The sequence below is a fragment of the Brevundimonas sp. genome, assembly GCF_052436175.1.
In the GTDB taxonomy this organism is placed as follows: domain Bacteria; phylum Pseudomonadota; class Alphaproteobacteria; order Caulobacterales; family Caulobacteraceae; genus Brevundimonas.
In genome coordinates, this window is sequence record NZ_JBQVNM010000014.1 from 1 (window position 1) to 16,345 (window position 16,345).

Consider the following 16,345-nt stretch of genomic DNA (forward strand, 5'->3'; position numbering starts at 1 on the left):
GTGCTGGTCTTCCTGCCGCAGATCGTGATCCTGTTCGCCTTCATCATCCTGCTGGAAGACTTCGGCTACATGGCCCGGGCGGCCTTCCTGATGGACCGGATCATGGGCGGGGCTGGGCTGCACGGGCGGGCCTTCATTCCCCTCTTGTCCAGCTTCGCCTGCGCCATCCCGGGCGTGATGGCGGCCCGGGTGATCGACGCCAAGCGGGACCGGCTGACGACCATCATGGTCGCGCCTCTGATGACCTGTTCGGCGCGGATCCCGGTCTATGTGCTGATCATCGGCGCCTTCATTCCGCAACAGACGGTGTGGGGCTTCGCCAGTCTGCAGGGGCTGGTGATGTTCGGCCTCTATGCGGCGGGGATCGTGTCGGCCCTGCTGGTGTCGTTCGTGATCCGAAAGGTCTTCTGGAGAGGGGCGGTCGAGCCCTTCATGATGGAGCTGCCGACTTATAAAATGCCTGACCTGAAGAGCGTGGCGTTCAACCTGTGGCTCCGGGCGCGGATATTCATGGAGCGGGCGGCGCGGATCATACTGCCGCTGATGATCGTGGTCTGGGCCGCCGGAACCTTCCCCTATCCGCCGGAGGGCGCGACGGGGCCGGCCATCGACTATTCCTTCGCCGGGATGATCGGGCAGGCGCTGGAGCCGATCTTCGCTCCCATCGGCTTCAACTGGCAGATGGTTGTGGCCCTGGTGCCCGGCATGGCGGCGCGCGAGGTGGCGGTGGCCGCTCTGGGCACCGTCTACGCCGTGGGCGATCCGGAGGCGGCCGGGAGCCTGCTGGGCGCGACCCTGGCGGCCCAGTGGTCGCTGGCGACGGGGCTGAGCTTCCTGGCCTGGTACGTCTTCGCGCCGCAGTGCGTGGCGACCCTGGGGGTGGTGAAGCGGGAGCTGAACAGCTGGAAATGGATGTGGGTGATGGTGGTCTACATGTTCGCCCTGGCCTATCTGGCATCGTTCGCGACCTATCACACGGCGGTGGCCCTTGGCGGAGGGGCGGTCGGGGGCTAGAGCGGATTTACACACCGCTCCGCCACCCTCGGGCTTGACCCGAGGGCCGGACGATCCGCCGCCCGTGCGACGGGATCGAAGCACAGACCGAGACAGCGCCCGATCCTCGGGTCAAGCCCGAGGATGACGGGATTGAAGTGAGGGCGATTACGCCAATGCCCGCCCCCCTGCCTGCAACAGTTTTCGTCGCCGCCGTCATGGGCCTGCTGGGCCTGATCGTGGGCAGTTTTCTGGCTGCCGTGTCGGTGCGGCTGCCGCGCGAGGAGGACGTGGTCTTCGCGCGGTCGCATTGCATGAGCTGCGAGAAGCCTCTGGCGGCGCGGCATATGGTTCCGGTGTTGAGCTGGCTGGCGCTGCGGGGGCGGTGCGGCTGGTGTCGGGCGGCGATCTCGCCGCGCTATATCCTGATCGAGTTGGCTGCGGGCGGGATCGGGGTCTGGGCCGCGCTGGCTGGCGTTGCGCAGGCTGACGCCTCCTGGCTGACGGTCGGGGCGACGGCTCTGCTGGGCTGGCAGTTGCTCCTGATCGGGCTGATCGACGCCGAGCATTTCTGGCTCCCGGACGTGCTGACCTGGCCGCTGGCCGTCACGGGGCTGGGGGCGGCGGCCCTGATCGGGCAGGCGGTTCCGTGGCCGCAGATCATCGGGGTGGCGGTCGGGTTCGGCCTGCTGTGGGGGATCGCGGCCCTCTACCGCGCCGTGCGCAAGCGCGAGGGACTGGGTGGGGGCGATCCCTTCCTGATGGCGGGGGCGGGGGCCTGGCTCGGGTGGATGGGCCTGCCCAGCGTCATGCTGTGGGCCTGTGCCGGCGGATTCAGCCTGGTGCTGGCGCGGCTGATCCTGCGGAAATCGGTCAGCGGAACCGACCGGCTGCCGTTCGGGACATTTCTGGCGATCGGGATCTGGCTGACCTGGCTGTGGGGGCCGCTGGGCCTGAACGGCTAGCGGGATCTACGCCCATCGTCTGTCATGACCTCTACTTTCCGTCCGGTCGGGCCGAAAAATGCAGTCGGGAGAGTCCATAGAGTCCAGACGGGACAGGGCTCGAGACCGGGATGTCAAAGACCGGTCCGCATTATAGCCCGGTGGGGATCACTGACGGGTTGCGAGGGCGGACAATCGGCAAGGCCCTGATCCGGCTCGGAAAGGCGCCGCCTTCTGTGCGGGCCTAACGTCCGGTCACCAGTTTGGCGACGATGTGGGCGGTGGTGTCGATGACCGCGTCGGCGGGGGTGTCGCCGCGCTTCAGGAGCTCGAAGCCGTCCGCGGCCGATTCGACCATGCTGGCCACCTGATAGGAGGTCAGGCGGGGGTCGAGGCCCGGCGCGTGATAGCCGGTGGCGTGGGCCCGGGCGATGCGGCGTTCCAGGGCCAGGTGGACGCGGCGCAGTCGTCTGATGCGGCTCTCGACGAAGCCCGGCTCGCCCTGGTCGGCCAGCATGTGTTCGATGCGCAGGACCGGGCCGTGCTCGCGCCATTGCAGCAGGACGTCGACGACATAGCCGCGCGCGATGCGGAAGGCGCCGTCGCCGGACCAGTCGCCGTCGAGCTGGGCGGCCAGGGGCTGGAAGTCGGCGGCGGCGATATCGCACAGGGCCAGGATCGTCTCCTCGACCGTCTTGAAATAGGTGTAGAAATTGGACGCCGAGACCCCGGCGTGGGCGGCGACGTCGGCGACGCGGATTTCGCCCAGATGCTTGCGGTCGAGCAGGGCGCGGCTGGCGGCGAGGATGGACGAGCGGGTCCGGCCGCCGCGCGCGCCGATGCGGTGTCCCAGCTTGTTCGTCGTGCTCGTCGGCATCGTGGTGACCCTGGGGAGAGGACGCCGCGGAAGGAAGATGGTGCCGGTTGCAGGATTCGAACCCGCGACATCCAGTTTACAAAACTGGCGCTCTACCAACTGAGCTAAACCGGCGTTTCGACGCGCTTATGCTGGCGTCGGAGCCTCGGGGCAAGCAAGATCACGCCATGCCGATCTCGTTTCCCCATATCGCCCCCGTCGTCATGCTGCTGCTGTCGAACGTCTTCATGACCTTCGCCTGGTACGGCCACCTCAAGTTCGGGTCCAAGCCCCTGTGGATCGTCATCGGGGTCAGCTGGTTCATCGCCCTGTTCGAATACTGTCTGGCGGTGCCGGCGAACCGGATCGGGCATCAGGTCTATTCGGCCGCCGAACTGAAGACGATGCAGGAGGTCATCACCCTGCTGGTCTTCGCCGTCTTCTCGGTGGCGGTGCTGGGCGAGAAGCTGACGATGAACCACGCGATCGGCTTCGCCCTGATCTTCGGCGGCGCCTGGGTGATCTTCCGGGGGCCGTTCTAGGCGGGTTGGCTAGTCCAGCGCCGCCGCGATCCGTCCTGCAAGGGCCTTCAGAGTTTCCGTGTCCGCCATCGGCGCGTGACCGTGGCCTTTCAGCGCGCGGTCGGACCAGCGGGGAATCACGTGGAAGTGCAGGTGGAAGACGGTCTGGCCGCCGGCCTCGCCGTTGAACTGCATGATGGAGAAGCCCTCGGGCGACAGGGCGGCGGTCACGGCGCGGGCCGTGCGCTGAACCGCCGCGGTCAGTTGGGCGAGGTGTTCGGGCGAAATCTCCAGCAGGTTCTGGGCGGTCGAGGTCTTGTGAATGACCAGAACATGCCCCTCGGACTGCGGAAACACGTCCATGAACGCCAGGATGTTTTCGTCCTCCCACACCTTGGCCGAAGGAATTTCCCCGCGCAGGATTTTGGCGAAGATGTTGGCGGGATCATAGGCGCCGGTCAGGCTCATGGGCGGTCTCCTTTGTCGGGTCGAGCCTAGCAGAGACGGGCTTTGCCAGGCGACGGTTTCCCTCCTAAACCTTCGGCCATGCCGAAGCTGACCAGCACCGCCGATCCGTCGAGCCCCGCCTTCAAGGCCCTGAAGGCGCACAATGAGGCGCTGGTCGCCGAGCTGAGGGCCAAGGTGGCGAAGGCCGCTCTGGGTGGGTCCGAGGCGTCGAGGGAGCGGCATGTGTCGCGGGGCAAGCTGTTGCCGCGCGACCGGGTCGAACGGCTGCTGGACCCCGGTTCGCCCTTCCTGGAGGTGGGTCAACTGGCGGCCAACGGCATGTATGGCGATGCGAAGGATCCGGACGGCGCGCCGGGCGCGGGGATGATCTGCGGCGTCGGACGGGTGTCGGGCCGAGAGGTCATGATCGTCGCCAACGATCCGACGGTGAAGGGCGGCGCCTATTTCCCGCTGACGGTGAAGAAGCACCTGAGGGCGCAGGAGATCGCCGAGCAGAACAACCTGCCCTGCGTCTATCTGGTCGACTCGGGCGGGGCGAACCTGCCGCACCAGGCCGAGGTGTTTCCCGACCGCGAGCATTTCGGCCGCATCTTCTTCAACCAGGCGCGGATGAGCGCGCGCAACATCCCGCAGATCGCCTGCGTCATGGGGTCGTGCACGGCGGGCGGGGCCTATGTGCCGGCCATGTCGGACGAGACGGTGATCGTACGCAATCAGGGCACCATCTTCCTGGCCGGACCGCCGCTGGTTAAGGCCGCGACCGGCGAGGTCATCTCGGCCGAGGCGCTGGGCGGGGCCGAGACCCATGGGCGGAAATCCGGCGTCGTCGACTATGTGGCCGAGAACGACGAGCATGCGCTGGAGATCGTGCGCGACATCGTCGGCCATCTGAATTCAGTAAAGAAGGTCGATCTGGACGTGCGCGAGCCGCGCGCACCGGCGCTGGATGCGGCGGAGCTGTATGGCATCATCCCGGACGACGTGCGGGCCCCCTATGACGTGCGCGAGGTCATAGCCAGGGTCGTGGACGGGTCGGAGTTCGAGGAGTTCAAGCGCGACTATGGCTCCAGCCTGGTCTGCGGCTTCGCCCGCATCTGGGGCTATCCGGTCGCCATCCTGGCCAACAACGGGGTGCTGTTTTCGGAGAGCGCGCAGAAGGGGGCGCACTTCATTGAACTGGCCTGCAAGCGGAAGATCCCGCTGGTCTTCCTGCAGAACATTTCGGGCTTCATGGTCGGCGGGAAATACGAGGCCGAGGGCATCGCCAAGCACGGGGCCAAGATGGTCACGGCGGTGGCGTCGGCGAACGTGCCGAAGTTCACGGTGCTGATCGGCGGCAGCTTCGGGGCCGGGAACTACGGCATGTGCGGCCGGGCCTATTCGCCGCGCTTCCTGTTCACCTGGCCCAACAGCCGGATCAGCGTCATGGGCGGGGAGCAGGCGGCCTCGGTGCTGGCCACCGTCCACCGCGACGCCGACAGCTGGACCCCCGAACAGGCCGAGGCCTTCAAGGCACCCGTCCGTCAGAAATATGAGGACGAGGGCAACCCCTATTACGCCACCGCGCGTTTGTGGGACGACGGCGTCATCGACCCGGTCCAGACGCGCGACGTCCTGGGTCTGGCGATTTCGGCGAGTTTGAACGCCCCGATAGAGGACACGACGTTTGGCGTGTTCAGGATGTGACTGGAGTTACACGATGACCGACACCCCCACCGAAGCCGAGCTGAACGCCCTGGACATCACCGACGCCGAGGCGGCGGAGATCAACGCCATCGCCCATCCGCTGCTGGCCGATCCCGCGCCGGACGCGAACGACGATCTGGTGCAGATCGACTCGACGACAGACGGGGTGGTCTTCGTCACCATCAACCGGCCGGCGAAGAAGAACGCCTTTGACGCCGCGACCATCGCGGCCCTGTATGAGGCGTTCGAGACCCTGCAGGGCGCGGATCATGTGCGGGTCGTCTTCCTGCGCGGGGCGGGCGGCACCTTCTGCGCCGGGGCCGATCTGGGCTGGATGCGGGATGCGGTGGAGTGGTCCGAAGGCGACAATCGCGACGACGCCATGGGTCTGGCTAAAATGCTGAAGGCTCTGCACGACATTCCGGCCCTGACGGTCGCCCTGGTCGAGGGCTCGGCCATGGGCGGGGGCGCAGGGATCGTCGCCGCCTGCGACATGGCGGTCGCCGTCGAGGGGACGCGCTTCGCCTTCTCCGAGGTCAAGCTGGGCCTGATCCCTGCGACCATCGCCCCTTATGTGATCGAGGCCGTGGGCGCGCGCCGGGCGCGCCAGCTGTTCCTGACCGCCAACATCTTCGACGCCGACTATGCGGCCCATGCCGGGCTGATCGACATGGTCCTGCCCGAGGGGTCGATGGACGAGTTCGTCTCCATGCTGACCGACAGCCTGACCACCAATGCCCCGGGCGCCATGGGCGACGCCAAGCGGCTGGTCCACGACGTGGCCGGCAAGAAGATCGATCACGGCCTGATGGAAGAGACGGCCAAGCGCATCGCGCGGGCGCGGGTCTCCGAAGAAGGGCAGGAGGGGGTGCGGGCCTTCCTCGACAAACGCCCGGCGAAGTGGGCGGAGTGAGGCGAGTGGCGAGTGACGCGTGGCGAGTGCCGAGGAAGGCCGACGCCGCCGTCGCTTGCGACCGTGCGCGGTAAGGATTATCCTTACGCCATGATTTCCAGTCGTTTGACCAGCAAGGCCCAGACCACCGTGCCCCTGGCCGTGCGCAACGCCCTGGGCGTCGGGCCGGGGGATGATCTGGCCTATGAAATTATGGGCGACAGCGTGCGGCTGACCAAGGCGCGACCGGTCGAGCGGGACGATCCATTCGTCCATTTCGACGAATGGGCGACCGAGGCGGACGCGCGGGCCTATGCCGACCTTTGAGGCAGGCACGGTCGTCCGGGCGCCCTTTCCCTATACCGACCGGGACACCCGTCAGTGGCGACCCGCAGTGGTCGTCAGCGACGGCGGGGTGGGGCTGGGCGAACGGCTGTGCTGGGTGCTGATGGTCACCAGCGCCGAAAACCGCGCCTGGCCCGGGGACGTTGAGCTGACGGAGGATTTCCGGTCCGCCGGACTGCCGGTGGCGTCCCTGATCCGCACGGCCAAGATCGCCACGGTCGAGCTGGATCGGCTGGAGGGCATCGGCCGGTTGCCGGACGCGGTGCACGAGGCCGTCAGGGGCCAGCTCCGCGAGCGGCTGGGTCTGGGCTGAACTCGCCCCTCGCCACTTTCGGTTCACGTCTCTAGACTTCGCCCATGTTCAAATCCGTCCTTGTCGCCAATCGTGGCGAGATCGCCTGTCGTGTGTTCCGGACCGCCCGTCGCATGGGCATCCGCACCATCGCCGTCTATTCGGAGGCTGACGCCGACGCCCTGTTCGTGCGGGAGGCGGACGAGGCGGTGCTGATCGGCCCGGCGCCGGCGCGTGAGTCCTATCTGGTGCAGGAAAAGGTGCTGGCGGCGGCGAAGGCGACGGGCGCCGAGGCCATCCATCCGGGCTACGGTTTTCTGAGTGAAAACGCGGAGTTCGCCGAGGCGGTTCAGACGGCGGGTCTGGTGTGGATCGGCGCGCCGGCGGCCTCGATCCGCGCCATGGGGCTGAAGGACGCGGCCAAGCAGTTGATGGTCGAGGCCGGGGTGCCGGTCACCCCCGGATACATGGGGGCGGACCAGTCGCCGGAGCGGCTGAAGGCCGAGGCGGACGCCACCGGCTATCCGGTGCTGATCAAGGCGGTGGCCGGGGGCGGCGGCAAGGGGATGCGGCGGGTCGATGAGGCCGGGGCGTTTCTGGACGCTCTGGCGTCGTGTCAGCGAGAGGCGGCCTCCAGCTTCGGCGACGATCGGGTGCTGATCGAGAAATACATCCTGAGCCCGCGTCATATCGAGGTGCAGGTGTTCGGCGACAGCTATGGCACGGTCGTGCACCTGAACGAGCGCGACTGCTCGCTGCAGCGCCGGCACCAGAAGGTGATCGAGGAGGCCCCTGCGCCCGGCATGGACGCGGCGACGCGGGCGGCGGTGACCGGGGCGGCGGTGCGGGCGGCCGAGGCGGTGAACTATGTCGGGGCGGGGACCATCGAGTTCATCGCCGATGCGTCGGAGGGGCTGCGCGCCGACCGCATCTGGTTCATGGAAATGAACACCCGGCTGCAGGTCGAGCATCCGGTGACCGAGGCGATCACCGGCGTCGATCTGGTCGAATGGCAGTTCCGGGCGGCGGCGGGCGAGCCCGTTCCGTTGAAGCAGGCCGACATCCCCCTGAACGGCTGGGCCATGGAGGCGCGCCTCTATGCCGAGGATCCGGCGAACGGGTTCCTGCCGAGCATCGGCAGGCTGGAACATTTCCACCTGCCGGACGACATCCGGGTGGACACCGGCGTGGAGCAGGGCGGTGAGGTCAGCCAGTTTTATGACCCGATGATCGCCAAGCTGATCGTGCATGAAACCTCGCGCGAGGCGGCGGCTGCGCGTCTGGCCGACGCCTGCGGCGAGGTCGAGGTCTGGCCGGTGAGGACCAATGCGGGCTTCCTGAAGCGGTGCCTGGAGCATCCCCGGTTCGTGGCCGGGGATGTGGATACGGGGTTCATCGGGGCGGAAGAAGACGCCCTCGTCGCCGGTGGCGTGAGCGGTGATATGGGCCTTATCGGCGCGACCTTGATGCTGGGAGGACTTCCGCATCGAGTTGGCCGTGACGACGCCTACGCTTCATCACCGTGGGGTGCTCCATACGGCGTGTCTGGGTTTCGGTTGAATTCGTCCTCGACATCGCCGGTGTCGGTCAGTGTCGACGGCAGAACCCAGACGGTCTCTCTGACCCAAAGGCATGGCGATATAGGGATTTGGTCGTCGATAGACGGAAGGGAGCTCCATCTGGACTACGACCCTGAGACAAGTTCGCCCCTGGTTCAGCTTGGTGCGCGGCGGTTTCACTACGAGCCGTGGTTGAATGATGACTATCTCGTCTTTGTCGATGGAAACACGCACAGGGTCGCAATGCCCCGCTACGACGGCGCTGGCCGTGGCGCTTCCACCTCCGACGGCGCCCTGCGGGCACCCATGCCCGGCAAGATCGTCGCGACGCCGGCCAAGGCGGGCGACGCCGTGGTCAAGGGGCAGCCGGTGATCGTGCTGGAGGCGATGAAGATGGAGCATGCCCTGACCGCGCCCTTCGACGGGGTCGTGGGAGAGGTGAATGCGGCGGTGGGGGATCAGGTCGGGGCGGATGCGTTGCTGGCGGTGGTTGCGGCGGCGTCTGAGTAACTGTCCCTCTCCCGGCGGGAGAGGGCTTGCGCGTCCGGGAGCGCCGCGATCGGTACCGCGAACGGGTTAGGGGCAGGACTCGACCGGGAGCCGCCGCGACCCTCACCCTACCGCACCAGAACGACGCCCCGGATCAAGCCCGGGGCGCCGTGTGCGGTCTCCCTCTCCCGACGGGAGAGGGAGAGGTGCTCGCCCTCTTGAGCCCCGTCGCGACCCGGCCTAATCCGGTCGCATGCGCCAGACCTTCGACGAAACCACCGATCCGTCCTTCGGGGCCAAGCATCTGCCCCTCGTGCGGGCGCGGCTGAAGGAACAGGGGCTGGACGGCCTGCTGGTCCCGCACGAGGACGAGTATCAGAACGAATATTTGCCGGACGCCAACGAGCGGCTGGCCTGGGTGTCGGGCTTTACCGGCTCGGCGGGCGCGGCCGTGGTGCTCACCGACCGGGCGGCGGTGTTCGCGGACGGGCGCTATACGGTGCAGGTCCGGGCCCAGGTGGACGCCAGCCAATTCGAGATTCTGGATTTCGTCGAGGGAGGGGTGCCCGCCTATTTGGAGCGTGCGCCGAAGGGGGCGGTGATCGGCTATGACCCGCGTCTGCACAGCCCGGACGCGCTGGCGGTGCTACGACGTGCGGCGGAGAAGGCCGGGGCGACGCTGAAGGCCGTGGACGTCAATCCGCTGGACCTGGCCTGGGGCGATGCGCGCCCGGCCCAGCCGCAGGCGCCGGTCGTGCCGCATGAGGATCAATATACGGGCGAGACGGCCGAGGCGAAGCGGGTGCGGATCGGACAGGCTGTGGCCGCCGCCGGGGCCGAGGTGGCGGTGCTGACGGCGCCGGCGTCCCTGGCCTGGCTGTTCAACATTCGCGGCGGCGACGTGATCCGCACGCCGTTGCCGCTGGGCCAGGCGATCGTGGCGGCGGACGGCTCGGCCAGCCTGTTCCTCGACCCGGCCAAGGTGACCAATGAACTGCCCGGCTGGCTGGGCGATGCCGTGGAGTTGAAGTCGCCGGATGCGCTGGAAGCGGCGCTGGACGGAATGTCGGGCAAGGCCGTGCTGGTCGATCCGGGGCTTTCGTCCGCCTGGGTGTTCGACCGGCTGGAGGCGGCGGGGGCGAAGGTGGTGCGCGGGATGGACCCCTGCACCCTGCCGCGCGCGGCCAAGAACGCCGTCGAAATCGAGGGCAGCCGCCGGGCCCACATCCGCGACGGGGCGGCGCTGAGCCGGTTCCTGCACTGGGTGGCGACCGAGGCGCAGGATCAACTGCCGGACGAGCGGGCCGTGGTGACGAAGCTGGAAGGCTTCCGCGAGGCGACGGGCATGCTGAAGGATCTGTCGTTCGACACCATCGCCGGGGCCGGGCCGAACGGCGCCCTGCCGCACTACAAGCCTGTGGGCGCCAAGATCCGGAAGATGGAGGCGGGCTCCCTGCTGCTGGTGGACGGCGGCGGCCAGTATCTGGACGGCACGACCGACGTGACCCGCACCATGGCCGTGGGCGAACCCTCGGCGGACCAGAAGCACAAGTTCACCCTTGTGCTGAAGGCCCATATCGCCATGGCGACCATCCGCTTTCCGGTCGGGACGACGGGGCACCAGCTGGACGCCATCGCCCGGGCGCCGATGTGGGCGGCGGGCTTCGACTATGACCACGGCACCGGCCATGGCGTGGGGTCGTATCTGGGCGTCCACGAAGGGCCGCAGCGGATCGCCAAGGCGTTCAACAGCCAGCCCCTGCTGACCGGCATGATCCTGTCCAACGAGCCGGGATATTACCGCGAGGGGTCGTGGGGCATTCGCATCGAGACCCTGCAGGTCGTGACGGCGCCGGAGCCCATCCTGGGCGGCGAGCGGCCGATGCACGGGTTCGAGCAACTGACCTTCGCGCCCATCGACCGGCGGCTGATCGAGGTCTCGATGCTGACCGAGGCCGAGCGGGCCTATGTCGACGCCTATCACGCCGAGACCCTGGCCAAGGTCGGGCCTTTGCTGGCCGAGGGCGTGCAGGCGGATGCGGCGGCGCTGGAGTGGCTGACCGAGGTCTGCGCGCCGCTTTGAGGGGGTGGGGCGGTGTGGTAGAAGCGGTTCTACCATGCTGAACATCAAGAACCCCGAAACCCATCGTCTTGCCAGGGAGCTCGCGCGCCGACGCGGCGAGAGCCTCACCGCAGCGGTGACGGCGGCCCTGCGCGAACAGTTGTCCCGGGAGCCGGAGGCACCGGTCAAGGCGACCTATGACGAGGTCAGGGCCTTGCTGGCCGAAATGCGCGAACACATGCAGCCGTTGGAGCCGGGTGAGGATCCCACCGCCTTCCTCTACGACCCCGAGACGGGGATGCCTGCTTGATCGTCGACAGCTCCGCCATCATCGCGATCATTTTCGGCGAGCCGGATGCAGACGAATTGCTGAGGTCGCTGATGGGCGGCGAGCCACGAATGTCTGCGGCGACCTATTTCGAAATGGGCATGGTGATTGATCGCAAGGCGGAGGATGATTTTCCGGCCAAGGCGTTTGATCGGTTGCTGACCCTCGCCCGCATCGACGTTGTTCCAGTGACCCGGGAGCATGCGGATCGCGCCCGCCGGGCCTATGCGCGCTTCGGCAAGGGCAATCACGAGGCGCGGCTGAACTTCGGCGACTGTTTCGCCTATGCCTTGGCGAAGGAAACGGGCGAGCCCCTGTTGTTCAAGGGCGAGGATTTCGGCCGGACGGACATCGTTTCCGCCGTCTGATCTTGCGCTGCCGGGGTCGGGAGACGACTTGAGGCGCCTGCACACCAAAGGAGCATCCCCATGAAGACGCGCAAACTGGGTCCGAACGGACCCGAGGTCTCGGCCATCGGTCTGGGCTGTATGGGGATGGCGGCCTTCTACGGCCAGGCGTCGGACGAGGCGCAGGCGACGGCGGTGATCCACCGGGCGCTCGATCTGGGCGTCACCTTCTTCGACACGGCCGAGATGTATGGGCCGCACACCAACGAGATCCAGGTCGGCAAGGCGCTGGCGGGCCGACGCAACGACGCCTTCGTCGCGACCAAGTTCGGCATCGGCTACAACGCCGACCGCACGGCGTTGGCCGTGGACGGGACGCCCGCCAATGTGCGGCGCGCCATCGAGGGCAGCCTGAAGCGGCTGAACATGGACCACGTCGATCTCTACTATCTTCACCGGGTGGACCCGAATACGCCGATCGAGGAGACGGTCGGGGCGATGGGCGAACTGGTCAAGGAGGGCAAGGTCCGCTTCCTCGGCCTGTCGGAGGCGGCGCCCGAGACGATCCGTCGGGGTCATGCCGAACATCCGATCACGGCGTTGCAGACGGAGTATTCGCTGTGGAGCCGTGAGCCGGAGGACGGCATTCTGGAGACCGTGCGCGAACTGGGGATCGGCTTCGTGCCCTATAGTCCGCTGGGGCGGGGCTTCCTGTCGGGCGACATCAAGTCCATCGACGATCTGGAGCCGGGTGATTTCCGGCGTTCGAACCCGCGTTTCATGGGTGAGAACTTCCAGAAGAACCTCGATCTGGTCGAGGCGATCAAGGGGATCGCGGCCGACAAGGGCGTGACGGCGGCGCAACTGGCCCTGGCCTGGGTGCTGGCCCAGGGCGAGGATCTGGTTCCGATCCCCGGCACGCGCCGGATCGCGACGCTGGAGCAGAACGCGGCGGCGGCGGACATCGTGCTGACCGCGGAAGACCTGGCCGCGATCGAGGCGGTGTTCCCGAAGGATGCGGCGTCTGGCCACCGCTACGCCGAGGCGGCGCGGGCGGCGCTGAATCGGTGAGTTCAAGTCCTCCCTGTCGCGCCGCGATGGGGAGGACGTCAGGCGATCAGCGCCAGCCACTCGTCCTCGGTCAGAACCGTTACGCCATGCTTCGGGGCGTCGGCGAGTTTTGACCCGGCGCCGGGGCCGGCGACGACATAGTCGGTCTTCTTCGACACCGAGCCGGAGACCTTGGCGCCGAGGCTTTCGGCGCGGGCCTTGGCTTCGTCGCGGGTGAAGCGTTCGAGGCTGCCGGTGAAGACGACGGTCTTGCCCGAAACGGGGCTGTCGGCGGTGGGGCGTTCGGCGTCGATGACCGATTCCAGCTCGGCGATCAGGGCATCGACCACGGCCTTGTTGTGATCCTCGTGGAAGAACTCGGCCACGGCGCGGGCGGCGACGGGGCCGACGCCGCTGATCCCGGCGATGCGGCCGAGGGTCTCGGACGGGCCTTCGTCGCGGGCGATGGCGGCGAGACGGCGCAGGCCGGTCCAGTCGGATGCGAGTTCGGCCAGGGCGCGCCGGGCGGGGGAGGCGAGACCCGGGAAGGCAAGGGCGATCTTCTGGTCCAGCGGCGCCTCGGGCCAGGGATCGTTCTCGGCGACGTCGGCGGCGGCGAGGGTTGAAAGCACGCGGGGCGAGACGGCGTGGGCTTCCGCCAGACGGGTCCATTCGGCGGAGGGGATGCCCTGAGCCGCCTCCAGTCCAGCAGCGTGGAAGGCGCTCCAACTGCCGAACTCGCGGGCCAGCAGGAGGGAGGTCTGGTCCCCAATGTCACGGATGCCGAGGCCGAAGATTAGCCGTTCCAGGGTGATCGTCCGGCGGGCGTCGATGCCGGCGACGAGGTTCCTGACGCTGGTTTCGCCATAGCCGTCCTCGGCGCGCAGGGCGTCGAGCTTTTCGGCGTCGCGGGCCAGGCGGAAGATGTCGGCGGGTTCGTGGATCCAGCCGCGCTCGTGGAAGGCGATGAGCTGCTTCTCGCCCAGACCCTCGATATCGAAGGCGCGGCGAGAGACGAAATGCTTGAGCCGCTCGACCAGCTGGGCGTCGCAGATCAGGCCGCCGGTGCAGCGACGGCGGACCTCGCCCTCGGGCCGCACCGCCTCGGAGCCACAGACGGGGCAGTGGGTGGGGAAGACATAGGGGGCGGCGTCGGCCGGGCGTTTGTCGGCCACCACCGAGACGATCTGGGGGATGACGTCGCCGGCGCGTTGCAGGACGACGGTGTCGCCGAGGCGGACGTCCTTGCGGGCGATCTCGTCCTCGTTGTGCAGGGTGGCGTTGCGGACCACGACGCCGCCGACGGTGACGGGGGTCAGGCGGGCGACGGGGGTCAGGGAGCCGGTGCGGCCGACCTGGATGTCGATGCCTTCGAGCACGGTGGTCGCCTGTTGCGCCGGGAACTTGTGGGCGATGGCCCAGCGGGGGCTGCGGGCGATGAAGCCGAGGCGCTGCTGCCAGTCGATGCGATCGACCTTGTAGACGACGCCGTCGATATCATAGCCCAGCCCGGCACGGTCGGTCTCCAGACGGCGGTAGACGTCGATCAGGCCCTCGGCGTTCTCGACCCGTTCGGAGCGGGGGTTGGTGGGGAAGCCCCATTCGGCCAGCTTTTCCAGGGCGCCGTGCTGGGTGTCGCTGAAGCCCTCGACGGGTTCACCCCAGGCATAGGCGAAGAAGCGCAGCGGGCGGCCGGCCGTGATCCTGGGGTCTTTCTGGCGCAGGGAGCCGGCGGCGAAGTTGCGGGGGTTGGCGTAGGTGCGGCGGCCTTCGGCCTCGGCGACGGCGTTGAAGGCGGCGAACTCGTCGTTGGGGGCATAGACCTCGCCCCGCACCTCGATGCGGGCGGGCCATCCGGAGCCATGCAGGCGCGTTGGGATCTGGCTGTCGCCCAAGGTCCTGAGGTTTTCGGTGACGTCCTCGCCGGTCTTGCCGTCGCCGCGCGTGGCCCCGACCTGAAGCACGCCATTGACATAGAGAAGGGAGGCGGACAGGCCGTCGATCTTGGGTTCGGCGACGAAGGCGACGGCCTCGTCGGCGGGCAGGTTCAGGAAGCGGCGGATGCGGGCGACGAAGTCGGCCACGTCTGCGTCGTCGAAGGCGTTGTCGAGCGACAGCATGGGCACGCCGTGGCGGACCTCGGCGAACTGGGTCGAGACGGGGGCGCCGACCTTTTTCGACGGAGAGTCGTCGCGGACGAGGTGAGGGAAGCGGGCCTCGAGGGCGGCGTTGCGGGCCTTCAGGGCGTCATAGTCGGCGTCGGTGATCTCCGGCTCGGCCTCGGCGTAGTAGAGGGCGTCGTGACGGGCCATCTCGGCGGCCAGATACGCCAGTTCCTCGCGCGCGGCGTCTTCGGTCAGGGGGGCGAGGTCGGTCTCGGTCATCGGGAATCGCAACGGCTGGGGGGGCGGGTTTAGCAGTCCATGACGGGAACTTAAGCTGACGCGGCGCCTGCGTCCCGCTATTCATCGGAAAAGTGTCAGGAGTCTTCATGCGCCGTCCGATTCTCGCCGTCCTGCCCGGAATGGCCGCCCTGACGCTTCTGGCCGGATGCGAGAGCCTGAACCTGCCGTGGGAGACGAAGGAAGCCGCGCCGGTCGCTGCGGAGGCGCCCACGCCCGCCCAGGTCGCCGTGCCGCCGCAACTGATGGAGGACGTTCGCATCCTGTCGGCTGACGACATGGAGGGGCGGGACACCGGCTCGCCGGGCGGGGAGCGGGCGCGGGCCTATATTGTGTCGCGGCTGGAGGCCATGGGGATCGCGGCGCCGCCGATGGGGCGGCTTCAGCCGTTCGAGGCCGATGGGCGCACGCGCGAGGGCGCGAAGAAATTCAACGGCACGAACATCCTCGGCCTGATCCCGGGCACGCGCGCGACGGACAAATACATCGTGGTCAGCGCCCATTACGACCACGTCGGCGTCAGTGGAGGCTTTGTCTACAACGGGGCTGATGACAACGCCTCGGGCGTGGCGACCATGCTGGAGCTGGCGGCGCGGCTGAAGGCGGCCCCGCCCGAGCACAGCGTCATCATCGTCGCGTTCGACGGCGAGGAGCGGGGGCTGATCGGGGCCAAGCATTTCGTCGAGGCGCCGCCCGTGCCCCTGTCGTCCATCGTGCTGAACATCAACTACGACATGACCTCGCGAGCCGAGACGGACGGCAAGCTGTGGGTCACGGGCACCTACCAGCATCCCGACCTGAAGCCGTTGATCGAGGGCGTCGGGCCGGTGGGCGCCGTAACGCTGGCCTTCGGCAAGGACACGCCGGCGGACACGGGCGCGGACAACTGGGTCAGCGCGTCCGACCATGGGGCTTTCCACCGAGCGGGGCTGCCGTTCCTCTATTTCGGGGTCGATTATCACCCCGACTACCACCGGCCGTCGGACGATTTCGAGAAGATCACGCCCTTGGTTTTCGCCAGTGCGACGGAGCTGGCCATCACGGCGTTCCGGCGTCTGGATCAGGGTCTGGACCGTTGACGTAAACCTGTCGCAATCTCGGCGCTAACAAT

The 16,345-nt window shown here is 67.9% G+C and carries 16 protein-coding genes and 1 tRNA gene; 13 read left to right on the forward strand and 4 right to left on the reverse strand.

Translation table 11 applies throughout. From position 1 onward, the window contains the following. Together feoB and ACT6QK_RS05260 are read left to right on the forward strand one after the other, a co-directional pair. On the forward strand, positions 1 to 1,014 hold a 1,014-nt coding region (feoB, locus tag ACT6QK_RS05255; protein ID WP_444596760.1), incomplete at its 5' end, for a ferrous iron transporter B. A 155-nt stretch (positions 1,015 to 1,169) separates the two neighbouring features. Next, the gene (locus ACT6QK_RS05260) at positions 1,170 to 1,958 is read left to right on the forward strand and encodes a prepilin peptidase (protein WP_444596761.1); all 789 of its coding nucleotides are present in this window, start codon (positions 1,170 to 1,172) and stop codon (positions 1,956 to 1,958) included. 223 nt (positions 1,959 to 2,181) lie between these two features. Here ACT6QK_RS05260 and ACT6QK_RS05265 read toward each other — a convergent pair whose 3' ends face one another. Beyond that, positions 2,182 to 2,814, reverse strand: a complete 633-nt coding sequence (locus ACT6QK_RS05265; protein ID WP_444596762.1) for a TetR/AcrR family transcriptional regulator — start codon at positions 2,812 to 2,814, stop codon at positions 2,182 to 2,184. Positions 2,815 to 2,852: 38 nt separating this feature from the next. Beyond that, positions 2,853 to 2,928 (reverse strand) — tRNA-Thr (locus ACT6QK_RS05270). A 53-nt stretch (positions 2,929 to 2,981) separates the two neighbouring features. On the opposite strand from ACT6QK_RS05270, the gene ACT6QK_RS05275 reads away from it, so the two are divergent. After that, on the forward strand, positions 2,982 to 3,335 hold the full coding sequence (locus ACT6QK_RS05275; RefSeq protein WP_444596763.1) for a DMT family protein: 354 nt from the start codon (positions 2,982 to 2,984) through the stop codon (positions 3,333 to 3,335). Between the two features lie 9 nt (positions 3,336 to 3,344). Here ACT6QK_RS05275 and ACT6QK_RS05280 read toward each other — a convergent pair whose 3' ends face one another. Continuing rightward, positions 3,345 to 3,782 carry an HIT family protein gene (locus ACT6QK_RS05280; RefSeq protein ID WP_444596764.1) on the reverse strand — a complete coding sequence of 146 codons (438 nt, stop codon included), beginning with the start codon at positions 3,780 to 3,782 and terminating at the stop codon, positions 3,345 to 3,347. Between the two features lie 78 nt (positions 3,783 to 3,860). Here ACT6QK_RS05280 and ACT6QK_RS05285 point away from each other — a divergent pair, with 78 nt between their 5' ends. The 9 genes from ACT6QK_RS05285 (at position 3,861) to ACT6QK_RS05325 (ending at position 12,853) form a co-directional block, all read left to right on the forward strand. After that, positions 3,861 to 5,468, forward strand: a complete 1,608-nt coding sequence (locus ACT6QK_RS05285; RefSeq protein WP_444596765.1) for a carboxyl transferase domain-containing protein — start codon at positions 3,861 to 3,863, stop codon at positions 5,466 to 5,468. 13 nt (positions 5,469 to 5,481) lie between these two features. Continuing rightward, the gene (locus tag ACT6QK_RS05290) at positions 5,482 to 6,381 is read left to right on the forward strand and encodes an enoyl-CoA hydratase-related protein (protein WP_444596766.1); all 900 of its coding nucleotides are present in this window, start codon (positions 5,482 to 5,484) and stop codon (positions 6,379 to 6,381) included. Between the two features lie 90 nt (positions 6,382 to 6,471). After that, a complete protein-coding gene (locus tag ACT6QK_RS05295; RefSeq protein ID WP_444596767.1) occupies positions 6,472 to 6,687 on the forward strand; it encodes an AbrB/MazE/SpoVT family DNA-binding domain-containing protein in 216 nt (71 codons plus the stop codon). Then, positions 6,674 to 7,018, forward strand: a complete 345-nt coding sequence (locus tag ACT6QK_RS05300) for a type II toxin-antitoxin system PemK/MazF family toxin (RefSeq protein ID WP_444596768.1) — start codon at positions 6,674 to 6,676, stop codon at positions 7,016 to 7,018. The genes ACT6QK_RS05295 and ACT6QK_RS05300 overlap by 14 nt, the downstream gene beginning before the upstream one ends. A gap of 44 nt (positions 7,019 to 7,062) precedes the next feature. After that, complete coding sequence (locus ACT6QK_RS05305; RefSeq protein WP_444596769.1) at positions 7,063 to 9,066, forward strand: acetyl/propionyl/methylcrotonyl-CoA carboxylase subunit alpha; 2,004 nt, start codon at positions 7,063 to 7,065, stop codon at positions 9,064 to 9,066. Between the two features lie 232 nt (positions 9,067 to 9,298). Then, the gene (locus ACT6QK_RS05310; protein WP_444596770.1) at positions 9,299 to 11,128 is read left to right on the forward strand and encodes an aminopeptidase P family protein; all 1,830 of its coding nucleotides are present in this window, start codon (positions 9,299 to 9,301) and stop codon (positions 11,126 to 11,128) included. A 34-nt stretch (positions 11,129 to 11,162) separates the two neighbouring features. After that, on the forward strand, positions 11,163 to 11,417 hold the full coding sequence (locus ACT6QK_RS05315; RefSeq protein WP_444596771.1) for a type II toxin-antitoxin system VapB family antitoxin: 255 nt from the start codon (positions 11,163 to 11,165) through the stop codon (positions 11,415 to 11,417). Then, positions 11,414 to 11,803, forward strand: coding sequence for a type II toxin-antitoxin system VapC family toxin (locus tag ACT6QK_RS05320; RefSeq protein WP_444596772.1), 390 nt, complete (start codon positions 11,414 to 11,416; stop codon positions 11,801 to 11,803). Before ACT6QK_RS05315 ends, ACT6QK_RS05320 begins: the two co-directional genes overlap by 4 nt. A 60-nt stretch (positions 11,804 to 11,863) precedes the next feature. After that, positions 11,864 to 12,853, forward strand: coding sequence for an aldo/keto reductase (locus tag ACT6QK_RS05325; RefSeq protein WP_444596773.1), 990 nt, complete (start codon positions 11,864 to 11,866; stop codon positions 12,851 to 12,853). A 38-nt stretch (positions 12,854 to 12,891) separates the two neighbouring features. Here the strand turns inward: ACT6QK_RS05325 and ligA are convergent, their stop codons facing one another. Then, complete coding sequence (gene ligA, locus ACT6QK_RS05330) at positions 12,892 to 15,216, reverse strand: NAD-dependent DNA ligase LigA (protein WP_444596774.1); 2,325 nt, start codon at positions 15,214 to 15,216, stop codon at positions 12,892 to 12,894. Positions 15,217 to 15,323: 107 nt separating this feature from the next. On the opposite strand from ligA, the gene ACT6QK_RS05335 reads away from it, so the two are divergent. Next, positions 15,324 to 16,313, forward strand: coding sequence for a M28 family peptidase (locus ACT6QK_RS05335; RefSeq protein WP_444596775.1), 990 nt, complete (start codon positions 15,324 to 15,326; stop codon positions 16,311 to 16,313). Positions 16,314 to 16,345: the final 32 nt, after the last annotated feature.

Bases quoted from the DNA above. Each gene is read 5' to 3' on its own strand.
- ACT6QK_RS05260 (WP_444596761.1), top strand. From the start codon at position 1,170: ATGCCCGCCCCCCTGCCTGCAACAGTTTTCGTCGCCGCCGTCATGGGC.
- ACT6QK_RS05265 (WP_444596762.1), bottom strand. From the start codon at position 2,814: ATGCCGACGAGCACGACGAACAAGCTGGGACACCGCATCGGCGCGCGC.
- ACT6QK_RS05275 (WP_444596763.1), top strand. From the start codon at position 2,982: ATGCCGATCTCGTTTCCCCATATCGCCCCCGTCGTCATGCTGCTGCTG.
- ACT6QK_RS05280 (WP_444596764.1), bottom strand. From the start codon at position 3,782: ATGAGCCTGACCGGCGCCTATGATCCCGCCAACATCTTCGCCAAAATC.
- ACT6QK_RS05285 (WP_444596765.1), top strand. From the start codon at position 3,861: ATGCCGAAGCTGACCAGCACCGCCGATCCGTCGAGCCCCGCCTTCAAG.
- ACT6QK_RS05290 (WP_444596766.1), top strand. From the start codon at position 5,482: ATGACCGACACCCCCACCGAAGCCGAGCTGAACGCCCTGGACATCACC.
- ACT6QK_RS05295 (WP_444596767.1), top strand. From the start codon at position 6,472: ATGATTTCCAGTCGTTTGACCAGCAAGGCCCAGACCACCGTGCCCCTG.
- ACT6QK_RS05300 (WP_444596768.1), top strand. From the start codon at position 6,674: ATGCCGACCTTTGAGGCAGGCACGGTCGTCCGGGCGCCCTTTCCCTAT.
- ACT6QK_RS05305 (WP_444596769.1), top strand. From the start codon at position 7,063: ATGTTCAAATCCGTCCTTGTCGCCAATCGTGGCGAGATCGCCTGTCGT.
- ACT6QK_RS05310 (WP_444596770.1), top strand. From the start codon at position 9,299: ATGCGCCAGACCTTCGACGAAACCACCGATCCGTCCTTCGGGGCCAAG.
- ACT6QK_RS05315 (WP_444596771.1), top strand. From the start codon at position 11,163: ATGCTGAACATCAAGAACCCCGAAACCCATCGTCTTGCCAGGGAGCTC.
- ACT6QK_RS05325 (WP_444596773.1), top strand. From the start codon at position 11,864: ATGAAGACGCGCAAACTGGGTCCGAACGGACCCGAGGTCTCGGCCATC.
- ligA (WP_444596774.1), bottom strand. From the start codon at position 15,216: ATGACCGAGACCGACCTCGCCCCCCTGACCGAAGACGCCGCGCGCGAG.
- ACT6QK_RS05335 (WP_444596775.1), top strand. From the start codon at position 15,324: ATGCGCCGTCCGATTCTCGCCGTCCTGCCCGGAATGGCCGCCCTGACG.